The sequence below is a fragment of the Kitasatospora sp. NPDC043950 genome (genome assembly GCF_056435345.1).
In genome coordinates this window covers 93,046-104,880 of record NZ_JBWKER010000031.1, presented here as the reverse complement: position 1 = coordinate 104,880, position 11,835 = coordinate 93,046, and the positions used below count along the sequence as shown (strand labels likewise).

Sequence of the window (11,835 nt, the reverse complement as noted above, 5' to 3'; positions counted from 1 at the left end):
CCCCCCCCCCCCCCTCCCCCCCCCCCCCCCCCCCCCCCCCCCCCCCCCCCCCCCCGCACCCTCACACCCCCCCCCCCCCCCCCCCCCCCGGTCGTGCTCCCCCCCCCCCCCCCCCGGGCGGCGGCCGGTCAGGCGTCGGTGGAGCCGTCCAGGTTGACGTAGGCGTAGAAGACGCCGATGTCGTAGCCGTCCTTCTGGGTGTTGAAGGTGGTGGTGAGGTCGGTGTCCCCGTTGCGCAGGTACGGCGAGATGTCCCAGCGGTTGGAGTCGTAGCCGAAGTTGTTGCGGTTGTACGGGTTGCGGGCGAACTGGTCCTCCGGGGTCAGCTCCTCGATGGTGGAGTTGAAGGCGTCGTCCGGCGCGTGGTTGATGTCGGAGAACAGCGCCTCGGGCCCGTTGGTGGACTTGACCGACAGGGTGTCACCGGTCCACTTGAGGTCGCCGTCGTAGACCACCCAGCCGAGCTTGCCGTGGAGCTGACCGCTCTGCGGCGTCTGCAGCCCCGTGAGCTTGATCTGCCGCGTCGGGCTGTCCGGCAGCTCGACCTGGAAGCCGTCCCACAGGTGGATGTGCCGCATCGGCTTGCAGTCGTTCTCGTACGCGACGACGATCGTCCAGCCGCCCCAGCTGTGCGGCTTCACCACCGAGTCCATGTCGGCGACGGTGTAGGTGCCGTTGCCGGCGTTCCTGACCAGGTCGGTGATGTCGGCGGAGGCCTGGTAGCTGCTCTCCACGTCGGTGGTGATGTAGCCGATGGACGGCTGGTCGTTGGCGATGTCCCGGTACTGCTTCTCGCCCGGGACCTTGAGGTACACCTCGTCGATCTGGTTCTCCGGCAGCACGGTGTCGCCGATGCCGCGGGTGCCGCCCCAGTACAGCCGGGCGTACTTGACCTTGGAGCCGTCGATCAGGCCGAGGTCGGCGGAGCTGGCGGAGTAGATCGGGTCACCGAGCGGGCCGATGGAGCCCGGGTCGATGTTGATGTACTTCATCTCGTACTTGTTGTTGATCGGCATGCTGCCGAGGCCCTTGCGGGCGTCCTCGCAGGGCGGCTGCGCCGGGTCGACCGGCGGCTTGGTCTCGTCACAGGTCATCAGCGAGTTGCTGATCCTGGTGACGGAGCCGTGGAAGTCGCCCTGGAAGCGGGTGGTGAACGGCAGCGGGTTCTCGGAGATGGTCTCGGCGCGCGGGCGCGGGTTCGACGAACCGGAGCCGGAGCCACGGGCGTCGGCGACCGGGGTGGCCAGCAGCTGGCTCGCGACGGCGGCGAGGGCGGCGCCCGCGACGACGGCCCGGCGGGCGAGCAGGCGGGCCGCGGCGGCGCGGCTGACAGCGGAGGAGGGCATGGGATCCTCTCGGGACGGAACGGACGAGCACGCCCATCGGATCACAACCGTCCGTCACAGGATCTTCACATACCGCCATTGGGGAAGCGATCCCACCCCAGCGGACGGCCCGCTGTCATCCGATCGAACGACAGCGGGCCCGGAGGTGTTTGGGAGCCTCAGGTGCTCACAGCACCTGGAGGTTCTTGCGCAGCTCGAACGGCGTCACCTCGGAGCGGTACTCCTCCCACTCCTGCCGCTTGTTGCGCAGGAAGAAGTCGAAGACGTGCTCGCCGAGGGTCTCGGCGACGAGCTCGCTGCGCTGCATCAGGTCGATCGCCTCGCCGAGGTTCTGCGGCATCGGCTGGATGCCGAGGGCGCGGCGCTCGGAGTCGGACAGCGCCCAGACGTCGTCGTCGGCGCCCGGCGGGAGCTCGTAGCCCTCCTCGATGCCCTTGAGGCCGGCCGCGAGGGTGACGGCGTAGGCGAGGTACGGGTTGCAGCCGGTGTCCAGGGAGCGGACCTCGATCCGGGTGGAGCCCTGCTTGCCAGGCTTGTACATCGGCACCCGGATCAGCGCCGAGCGGTTGTTGTGGCCCCAGCAGATGTAGGACGGGGCCTCGCCGCCGGCGCCGGCGGTGCGCTGGGAGCCGCCCCAGATCCGCTTGTAGGAGTTCACCCACTGGTTGGTGACGGCGGCGGTCTCGGCGGCGTGCTTGAGCAGGCCGGCGATGAAGGAGCGCCCGACCTTGGAGAGCTGGTACTCGGCGCCGGTCTCGTGGAAGGCGTTGCGGTCGCCCTCGAACAGCGACAGGTGGGTGTGCATGCCCGAGCCGGGGTGGTCGGAGAACGGCTTGGGCATGAAGCTGGCGTGCACGCCCTGCTCCAGCGCGACCTCCTTCATGACCAGACGGAAGGTCATGATGTTGTCGGCGGTGGACAGCGCGTCGGCGTAGCGCAGGTCGATCTCCTGCTGGCCGGGGGCGCCCTCGTGGTGGGAGAACTCCACCGAGATGCCCATCGACTCCAGCATGGTGATGGCCTGTCGGCGGAAGTCGTGGCCGACCCCGCGCGGGGTGTGGTCGAAGTAGCCGGACTGGTCGGCGGGGATCGGCGGGGTGCCGTCGCCGGGCAGGTTCTTCAGCAGGAAGAACTCGATCTCGGGGTGGGTGTAGAAGGTGAAGCCCTGGGCGGAGGCCTTCTCCAGGGTGCGCTTGAGCACGAACCGGGGGTCGGCGTAGGACGGCGAGCCGTCGGGCATCAGGATGTCGCAGAACATCCGGGCGGTACCGGGGGTCTCCGAGCGCCACGGCAGGATCTGGAAGGTGGTCGGGTCCGGCTTGGCGATCATGTCGGACTCGTAGACCCGGGCGAAGCCCTCGATCGCCGAGCCGTCGAAGCCGATGCCCTCCTCGAAGGCCTGCTCCAGTTCGGCCGGAGCCACCGCGACCGACTTCAGGAACCCGAGCACGTCGGTGAACCACAGCCGGACGAACCGGATGTCACGCTCCTCAAGCGTCCGAAGCACGAACTGCTGCTGCTTGCCCATGGGGACAGTCTCACCTCTGCTCTTTACGCTCGTGTTACGCCCGGAAGACCCCCGGACGCGACTGCCCCCATCATGGCCGATCACCGCGCGGGACGGCAGTCCGGACCCCGGTCCGACCCCCCGGGCAGCACATTGCGTCAGATCGACGATTACACTCGGAGGCATGCCCAATCTCCGTCTCGCCCTGAGCCAGATCGACCCCTGGGTCGGTGACATCGCCCGCAACAGCGATGAGGTGGTGCGCTGGACCAGGCAGGCCGTGGAGGCCGGCGCCCAGTTGGTCGCCTTCCCCGAGATGGCCCTGACCGGCTACCCCGTCGAGGACCTCGCCCTGCGCAGTTCCTTCGTCGAGGCGTCCCGGGGCGCGCTGGTCGAGCTGGCCGGGCGGCTGGCCGCCGACGGGCTGGGCGAGGTGCCGGTGGTGGTCGGCTACCTCGGGCGCTCCGAACACGCCTCGCCGAGGTTCGGCCGCCCGGCCGGCTCGCCGCAGAACTGCGCCGCCGTGTTGCACCGGGGCGAGGTGGTGACCCGCTTCGCCAAGCACCACCTGCCCAACTACGGCGTGTTCGACGAGTACCGCTGGTTCGTCCCGGGCGAGCAGCTGCCGGTGCTGCGGCTGCACGGAGTCGACGTCGCACTGGCCATCTGCGAGGACATCTGGCAGGACGGCGGCCGGGTCACCGCGGCCCGCGAGGCCGGGGCCGGGCTGCTGCTGGTGGTCAACGGCTCGCCGTACGAGCGGAACAAGGACGACCAGCGGCTGGAGCTGGTCCGGCGCCGGGCCGCCGAGGCGGGCTGCCCGCTGGCCTACGTCAACATGGTCGGCGGCCAGGACGAGCTGGTCTTCGACGGCGACTCGATCGTGGTCGGCGCGGACGGCGAGGTGCTGGCCCGCTCCCCGCAGTTCGAGGAGCACCTGCTGGTGCTGGACCTCGACCTGCCGGCCGCCGGCGGCGACCACACCGACGGCCTGCTGCTGAGCGACGGCCTGCACCTCGTCCGCACCGAGCTGGGCGGCGAGCCGCAGGCCGCGCCCGCGGACACCCCGACCCCCGAGGTGGCGCCGCGGCTGTCCGACGAGGCGGAGATCTGGGCCGCGCTGGTCTCCGGCACCCGGGCGTACGTCACCAAGAACGGCTTCCGTTCGGTGCTGATCGGCCTCTCCGGCGGCATCGACTCGGCACTGGTGGCCGCCATCGCGGTGGACGCGATCGGCGCCGAGAACGTGTACTGCGTCTCGATGCCCAGCCGCTACTCCTCGCAGCACTCCCGGGACGACGCGGCCGAGCTGGCCCGCCGGACCGGGCTGCACTACCGCACCGTCTCCATCGCCCCGATGTTCGATGCCTACCTGGGCGCGACCGAGCTGACCGGCCTGGCCGAGGAGAACCTGCAGTCCCGGCTGCGCGGCACCCTGCTGATGGCGATCTCCAACCAGGAGGGGCACATCGTGCTCGCGCCCGGGAACAAGAGCGAGCTGGCCGTCGGCTACTCGACCCTGTACGGCGACTCGGTGGGCGCGTTCGGGCCGATCAAGGACGTCTACAAGTCGCTGGTCTTCCGGCTGGCCCACTGGCGCAACGAGGAGGCCGAGCGGCGCGGCGAGGTGCCGCCGATCCCGGAGAACACCATCTCCAAGCCGCCGTCCGCCGAACTTCGGCCGGACCAGAAGGACAGCGACTCGCTGCCCGACTACGACCTGCTGGACAGCGTGCTGGCCCGCTACATCGAGGGCGACGAGGGGCGGGACGCGATCGTCGCGGCCGGCTTCGACCCGGCCGTGGTGGACCGGGTGGTCCGGCTGGTCGACACCGCCGAGTACAAGCGGCGGCAGTACCCGCCGGGCCCCAAGATCTCGGTCAAGAACTTCGGCCGGGACCGCCGCCTGCCGATCACCAACCGCTGGCGGCGGGGCTGACCTAGCTAGTTGAACCGGTAGGTGGCGGCCACCGCGAGGTGGTCGCTGCCGTCCCGGGGCAGGGTGCGGGAGTCGACCGGCGCGAGGCCGCCCTTGCTCATGATCTGGTCGATCCGGGCCATCGGGAAGGACGCCGGCCAGCTGAAGCCGAAGCCGTCCCCGGCGGCGCCCTGGGCCGAGCGCATCTGCGAGGTGACCGGCGCCAGGCTGCGGTCGTTCATGGTGCCGTTGAGGTCGCCGAGCAGCAGCACCTTCTTCACCGGCTCGGCCTGGATCGCGTCGCCGAGCGCCTGCGCGCTGACGTCCCGCTGGTCGACGGTGAAGCCGCCCTCGGCCTTCAGCCGCACCGACGGCAGGTGCGCGACGTACACCGCGACCGGGCCCTGCGGGGTGGCGACCTGGGCCCGGAACGCCCTGGTCCAGCCCATCTTGAGGTCCACCGGCGAGACTCCGCTGATCGGGTACTTCGACCAGAGGCCGACCGTCCCCTCCACCTCGTGGTACGGGTACGCCTCGGCGAGCCCGCTCTCGTAGTCGCGCAGCGGCTTGCCGGCCAGTTCCTGGAGGGCGACGATCTGGGCGCCGGAGGCCACCAGGCCGCGGACGGTGCCCGGCACGTCGGGGTTGGCGGCGGCGACGTTGTGGCTGACCACCGTCCAGTCGCCGGTGCCGCCGCTCTTGTCGCTGAGCAGGCCGCCGAACAGGTTGAGCCAGATCGCGACGGGCAGCAGCAGCGCGATCAGCGCGGTGGCGGAGCGGCGCAGCAGCGCGGGGACCAGCAGCACCGGGACGGCCAGGCCGATCCAGGGCAGGAAGGTCTCCAGCAGGCTGCCGAGGTTGCCGGCGCTGTTGGGGACGTCGGCGTGGAGGGCCATCAGCAGGGCGGTGAGCACGGCCAGCACCGCGACCACCAGGCCGCGCCGCCAGGTGGTGGCGCCGCGGCCGTCCCGGCCCCAGTGCCGCAGGCCCAGGAACCCTCCGGGACGGCCCGCGGGGGCCGGGGCGCCCGCCTCGCCCCAGGGCCCGGCCGTGCTCCGGTCGGTCCTGTCCGCCTGCGTCATCCGTGGCTCCCGTTGTTCGTGCCGTCGCCGGTCCGGTGTCCGGCCCGTGCGGTACGGGCGGGTGCCGGACTGGTGCCGGTTTGATCGGATACCCGGCTCAGCCTATGCCGGGACAGACGCGGGGCCGTCGGAGCGGGTTCCGGCGTGGCCCGGTTTGGTGAGCCAGGCCACGCCGGACGCAGGTCGGTGCAGGTCGGTGCAGGTCGGTGCAGGTCGGACGCAGGTCGGTGCAGGTCGGTGCAGGTCGCTGCGGGTACGGGACCGGGGCGCGGGGGCCGGGGCGCGGGAGCGCGTTCAGCCGCGGGAGCCGGAGGCCGCGTGCGGCGCCAGGCCTTCGAGCAGCGAGTCGACCATCCGGCGGGCCAGGTCCGGGTCCTCCAGGTCGGAGTCGTCCCAGAGGATGCTGCGGTACAGGATCGGGCCCATCAGCATGTCGCCGAGCAGCTCGACGTCGAGGTCGGACCGCAGCACGCCCTCGTCCATGGCGCGGCGGATCAGGGTGAGCCCCGCCTCCCGGCGCGGCTTGATCACCCGGTCGCGGTACGCGCTGTACAGGTCGGGCAGGCCCTGCATCTGGCCGAGGGCGGCCTTGAGCACCCAGCGGGAGCGCTTGGCGAGGCCGCGCCGGCGCATGTAGTCGATCATCTCGATCAGGTGGTCCCGGGCGGTGCCGTCGGTCGGCGCGGGCATCGGGACTTCCAGCCGGCTGACCACGTCGACCAGCAGGGCCTCCTTGTTGGGCCAGCGCCGGTAGATGGTGGCCTTGCCGACGCCGGCCGCGGCGGCGATGCCCTCGATGGTGAGCTCGGACAGCGCGGTTCCGCCGGCCATCAGGTCCTCGACGGCGGCGAAGATGGCCTGCTCGGCGGCCTCGCTGCGCGGGCGGCCGCGGCGTACGGCGGCGCAGGGCTGTCCGGCCCCGGCGGCCGGGGTGTCCGTCTTCATCCCCGCTGTACTCCCTCGCTGTCCGCGTGGCGCACGGGCGCCGTTCCGTTTCCGATGGCGGTCCGTGGACCGGGCCGGGTGGCGGCCGCCGTCCTGGACCTCGGCCCTGCCGCCCGGGGGTTCACCCGGGTGACAGGGCCATTGTCGCTCAGTGCGGTCGAGGGTCAGGCGTCCGCGGCCACGGCCTTGCGGCTCTGGTCGGGCTGCTCGGCGGCCTTCCCGGCCGGGCCGCCGGGGGCGGCCGACCGACGCGGCAGCAGGAACCAGGCGATCAGCGCGCCGACCACCGTGATGCCCGCGGAGAGCGAGGCCACCACGTGCATGGCGCTGACGAAGGCGTCGTCGGCCGGGCCGATCAGCGCGGCGCCCTTGGGGCCCATCCGCTCGGCGATGGCCAGGGTGGCCTCCAGCGACTCGCCGGCCTTGCCGCGCAGGTCGTCGGGCAGCTGGTTGAGCGTGTCGGTCATGCCGTCGCGGTAGACGGTGGAGAGCACCGCGCCGAGCACGGCGACGCCGAGCGAGCCGCCGACCTGGCGGAAGGTGTTGTTGACGGCCGAGCCCGCGCCGGCCTTCTCGCGGGGCAGCGAGGCCATGATCGCGACGGTGACCGGCGGCATGACGTGCGCCATGCCGGTGCCCATCAGCAGGCCGAGCACGATCAGCACCCAGATCGGCGTGTCGACGCCCAGCAGGGTGTAGCCGACGAAGCCGACCGCGATCAGCAGCATGCCGACGGCGGCGGTGGCGGCGACGCCGAAGCGGTCGACCACCAGCCGGGCCCGCGGCGCGAACAGCAGCTGGGCGACGGCCAGCGGCAGCATCAGCAGGCCGGCCTGGAGCGCGCTGTAGCCGCGCACGCTCTGGATGTAGAAGACGCCGAAGAAGGAGACGCCCATCAGCGCGAAGAAGACCACGCCGACGACCACGACGGAAGCGCTGAACACCTTGTTGCGGAACCACGTGACGTCCAGCGCGGGGAAGCGGGTGCGGCCCTCGAACCAGACGAAGGCGGCCAGCGCCAGCACGCCGACCAGCGTCGGCACCCAGGCCTCGGCGGCGGTGAAGTCGGCCAGCTCGCCGCCCTTGATGATGCCGTAGATCAGCGCGACCAGGCCGATGATCGACAGCAGCACGCCTATCGGGTCGAGCTTGCCGGGGTTCGGGTCCTTGGACTCGGGCACCAGGACGATCATCGCGATCACCGCGACGATCACGATCGGGACGTTGACCAGGAAGACCGAGCCCCACCAGAAGTGCTCGATCAGCAGGCCGCCGGTGATCGGGCCGATGGCGATGGCCAGGCCGACCGCGCCGGCCCAGATGCCGATCGCCTTGGGCTGCTCGGAGCGCTCGAACACGTTCATGATGATGGCCAGCGTGGCGGGCATCGCGAGCGCGGCGCCGACGCCCATCAGGGCGCGGTAGCCCACGAGTTCACCGGGCGAGGCGGCCAGCGCGGAGAGCAGCGAGGCGATGCCGAAGACCACCATGCCGCCGAGCAGCGCGCGCTTGCGGCCGAAGCGGTCGCCGAGCAGGCCGGAGGTGAAGAGCAGCCCGGCGAACACCAGGGTGTAGGAGTTGATCGACCACTCCAGGTCGCTCTGGCTGGCGCCGAGGCCGACCGGCGCGGGGGTCGCGATGGTCTTCATCGCGACGTTGAGGATCGAGTTGTCGAGGACGACGACGAGCAGGGCGAGCACCAGGGTGCAGAGGATCGCCCAGCGTCGGCGGTGGATGGCTTCCGGCACGCGGGGTGGCGCGGCTGCGGTGGTCATTGGTCTTCCCGTCCGTGGTGGTGTGGCACTGGCGGGCAATTCCGAGCCATGGTCGTCTCGTAACCCCCCGGCACCAGGGTAGCGGCCGTTACGATACGAGACGACTCCGTTTCGTAAAAACGCGGCAAAGCCCGGGGCCGCCCGCGCTCGCCGGTGTGCCGCAGATCGCACCCGACCGCCCGCACGCCCCTTTGCGCGCACGCCGGGGCGTGCAAGCATGGAGGTGATCCGGGGACGCCGCACGGCGCCACGAGACGACAACCCTTCAGGAGTCCGTTCGATGAACGCTTCTTCGCCTTCGCCTGCCCAGAACCAGGCGGCGACCGCCACCCTCTACGGCGGGGTCACCAACCGCCGCATCACCGTCCGCGACCTCGCCACCGCCAAGCAGCGCGGCGAGAAGTGGTCGATGCTCACCGCCTACGACGCCCTCACCGCCGGGGTGTTCGACGAGGCCGGCATCCCCGTCCTGCTGGTCGGCGACTCCGCCGGCAACTGCCACCTCGGCTACGAGACCACCGTGCCGGTGACCATGGATCAGATGGTGATGCTCTCCGCCGCCGTCGTCCGCGGCACCAAGCGCGCGATGATCGTCGCCGACCTGCCGTTCGGCTCCTACCAGGAGTCCCCCGCGCAGGCCATGCGCAACGCGGCCCGGCTGATGAAGGAGGCCGGGGTCGGCGCGGTCAAGCTGGAGGGCGGGGAGCGCAGCGCCCGCTCGATCGAGCTGCTGGTCGAGGCCGGCGTCCCGGTGATGGCGCACATCGGCCTCACCCCGCAGTCCGTGCACGCCTTCGGCGGCTACCCCGTCCAGGGCCGCGGCGACGAGGCGGCGCACCAGCTGCTGCGCGACGCCAAGGCCGTCCAGCAGTCGGGCGCCTTCGCGGTCGTACTGGAGGCGGTGCCGGCCGAGCTGGCCGCCCAGGTCACCGAGCAGCTGACCATCCCGACCGTCGGCATCGGCGGCGGGCCCGACACCGACGCCCAGGTCCTGGTCTGGACCGACATGGCCGGCATGACGGCGGGCCGGGTGCCCAAGTTCGTCAAGCAGTACGCCGACCTGCGGACCGTCCTCGGCGACGCCGCCCGCGCCTTCGCCGAGGACGTCCGCGGCGGCGCCTTCCCGGCGGCGGAGCACAGCTTCCGCTAGGGCGTGAACCGCCGACGGCCCCGCTCCCCCGCCCGGGAGCGGGGCCGCTGCCGTGTGCCCGCTCCCCCGGTGACAGCGGTCTGACAGCGCAGCGCCGGGCCCGCCCCCTCATGACAGCCCGCTGACAGCCGGGCCGGACAACCTAGGGGCATGACACGAATCGCCACCGCCCCGAACGACCGGGGGACCGCCGCGGGCAACGCCGTCGAGGTCCGCGGCATCGTCAAGCACTACGGCACCACCAAGGCCCTCGACGGGGTCGACCTCACCGTCCGCGAGGGCACCGTGCTCGGCGTGCTCGGCCCCAACGGCGCCGGCAAGACCACCCTGGTCCGGGTCCTCTCCACCCTGATCAAGCCCGACGCCGGCACCGCGTTCGTCGGCGGCTACGACGTCCTGCGCCAGCCCAAGCAGCTGCGCCGCACCATCGGCCTCACCGGGCAGTACGCCTCCGTCGACGAGCTCCTCTCCGGGTACGAGAACCTCTACCTGATCGGCCGGCTGCTCGACCTCCCCAGCCGCGAGGCCAAGGCCCGGGCCGCCGAACTGCTGGAGCGCTTCTCGCTCACCGAGGCCGCCAAGCGGACCGCCAAGACCTACTCCGGCGGCATGCGCCGCCGCCTCGACCTGGCCGCCAGCATGATCGGCCGCCCCAAGGTGCTCTACCTGGACGAACCCACCACCGGCCTCGACCCGCGCACCCGCAACGAGGTCTGGGACGAGGTCCAGCGGATGGTCGCCGAGGGCAGCACCGTGCTGCTCACCACCCAGTACATGGAGGAGGCGGAGCAGCTCGCCGACGAGCTGACCGTCATCGACCGCGGCCGGGTGATCGCCAACGGCGGCGTGGCCGAGCTCAAGGCCAAGGTCGGCGGCCAGACCCTCCAGATCCGCGCCGTCCACCCGGCCGAGCTGCCCGAGATGGCCCGCTGCCTGCACGACCGCGGCATCACCAGCGCCACCGTCTCCACCGACACCGGGCTGCTCGCGGTGCCGATCACCAACGACGAGCAGCTGACCGCCGTCATCGGGGTGCTCGGCGGCCGCGGCTTCGCGATAGCCGGCATCGACACCAAGGTGCCCAGCCTCGACGAGGTCTTCCTCGCCATCACCGGCAAGCCCGCCGACACCGCGGACGCCGCCCCCAGCCTCGCCAAGGAGCCCGTCGCATGACCACCGCCACCGTCGCCCCCACCCGGGTGGAGGACCCCCGGATCGGCCTGTCCGGCACCTTCCGCCACGTCGGCGCACTGACCCGGCGCAACCTGATGCGGATCAAGGCCGACCCGGAGTCGATGTTCGACGCCGTGCTGATGCCGGTCATCTTCACGGTGCTGTTCGTCTACGTCTTCGGCGGCGCCGTCTCCGGCAACCAGGACTCCTACAAGCAGTACATGATCCCCGGCCTGCTCGGGCAGACCGGCCTCACCCTCGCGATGGCCGTCGGCACCGGCCTGAACAGCGACTTCCAGACCGGCGTGATGGACCGCTTCCGGACCCTGCCGATCGGCCGGGCCTCCGTCCTGCTCTCCAAGATGGCCGCCGAGACCTGCCGGGCGCTGCTCTCCTTCGTGATCCTGATCGGCTTCGCGATGTGCATCGGCTTCGAGGTGAAGACCGGTCCGCTGGAGGTCGTGGCCGCGGTCGGCCTGTCGCTGGTGTTCGGCATGTCGATCGTCTGGGTCTCGATGCTGCTGGGCATGGCGCTGCGCAGCGCCCAGGCCGTCCAGGGCGTGGCCATGCTGGTCCTGATGCCGATGCAGTTCGGCAGCTCGATCTTCGCGCCGACCGACACCATGCCGGGCTGGCTCCAGGCCTTCACCAAGGTCAACCCGCTGTCGGCGCTCGCCGACGCCTCCCGCTCCCTGCTCAACGGCCAGGGGCCGCTGGCCCACCCGGTGATGGTCGTGCTGATCTGGTCGGTGGCCACCACCGCGATCTTCGCGCCGCTCGCCGTCGCCCGCTTCCGCAAGCGGACCTGAGAACGGCCGCCGACCCTCCGCGGGGGAGGGCCGGGGGGCGACCGACCGGCACCAGGGGACGGGGCCGGCCGGCGGAACGGCTGACCGACGGCCGGGGACGGGCGTCGGTCAGCCGATCCACTCCTGTCGG

Annotated in this window: 9 protein-coding genes; 4 read left to right on the top strand and 5 right to left on the bottom strand. The window is 71.8% G+C overall.

Annotated features, from left to right (window positions below; all coding sequences use genetic code 11):
- Positions 1-128 precede the first annotated feature (128 nt).
- Both AC07BF_RS21820 and glnA read right to left on the bottom strand, forming a co-directional pair.
- On the bottom strand, positions 129-1,346 hold the full coding sequence (locus AC07BF_RS21820; RefSeq protein WP_363580878.1) for a hypothetical protein: 1,218 nt from the start codon (positions 1,344-1,346) through the stop codon (positions 129-131).
- A 166-nt stretch (positions 1,347-1,512) separates the two neighbouring features.
- Complete coding sequence (gene glnA / locus AC07BF_RS21815; protein WP_363580876.1) at positions 1,513-2,874, bottom strand: type I glutamate--ammonia ligase; 1,362 nt, start codon at positions 2,872-2,874, stop codon at positions 1,513-1,515.
- Between the two features lie 163 nt (positions 2,875-3,037).
- On the opposite strand from glnA, the gene AC07BF_RS21810 reads away from it, so the two are divergent.
- Positions 3,038-4,792 (top strand): NAD+ synthase, encoded by a 1,755-nt coding sequence (locus AC07BF_RS21810; RefSeq protein WP_363580874.1) that lies wholly within the window; start codon positions 3,038-3,040, stop codon positions 4,790-4,792.
- Positions 4,793-4,797: 5 nt separating this feature from the next.
- Here the strand turns inward: AC07BF_RS21810 and AC07BF_RS21805 are convergent, their stop codons facing one another.
- From AC07BF_RS21805 to AC07BF_RS21795, 3 genes are all read right to left on the bottom strand, one after another.
- A complete protein-coding gene (locus AC07BF_RS21805) occupies positions 4,798-5,667 on the bottom strand; it encodes an endonuclease/exonuclease/phosphatase family protein (RefSeq protein WP_363580978.1) in 870 nt (289 codons plus the stop codon).
- Positions 5,668-6,147: 480 nt separating this feature from the next.
- Entirely contained in the window at positions 6,148-6,798 is a 651-nt protein-coding gene (locus tag AC07BF_RS21800; protein WP_363580872.1) for a TetR/AcrR family transcriptional regulator, read from the bottom strand.
- Between the two features lie 164 nt (positions 6,799-6,962).
- Positions 6,963-8,573, bottom strand: coding sequence for an MFS transporter (locus tag AC07BF_RS21795; RefSeq protein ID WP_363580870.1), 1,611 nt, complete (start codon positions 8,571-8,573; stop codon positions 6,963-6,965).
- Between the two features lie 280 nt (positions 8,574-8,853).
- Between AC07BF_RS21795 and panB the strand changes: the two genes are divergently transcribed.
- The 3 genes from panB (at position 8,854) to AC07BF_RS21780 (ending at position 11,705) form a co-directional block, all read left to right on the top strand.
- The gene (gene panB, locus AC07BF_RS21790) at positions 8,854-9,723 is read left to right on the top strand and encodes a 3-methyl-2-oxobutanoate hydroxymethyltransferase (RefSeq protein WP_363580868.1); all 870 of its coding nucleotides are present in this window, start codon (positions 8,854-8,856) and stop codon (positions 9,721-9,723) included.
- 150 nt (positions 9,724-9,873) lie between these two features.
- Positions 9,874-10,896 carry an ATP-binding cassette domain-containing protein gene (locus AC07BF_RS21785; RefSeq protein ID WP_363580866.1) on the top strand — a complete coding sequence of 341 codons (1,023 nt, stop codon included), beginning with the start codon at positions 9,874-9,876 and terminating at the stop codon, positions 10,894-10,896.
- The gene (locus AC07BF_RS21780) at positions 10,893-11,705 is read left to right on the top strand and encodes an ABC transporter permease (RefSeq protein ID WP_363580864.1); all 813 of its coding nucleotides are present in this window, start codon (positions 10,893-10,895) and stop codon (positions 11,703-11,705) included. Before AC07BF_RS21785 ends, AC07BF_RS21780 begins: the two co-directional genes overlap by 4 nt.
- Positions 11,706-11,835 lie beyond the last annotated feature (130 nt).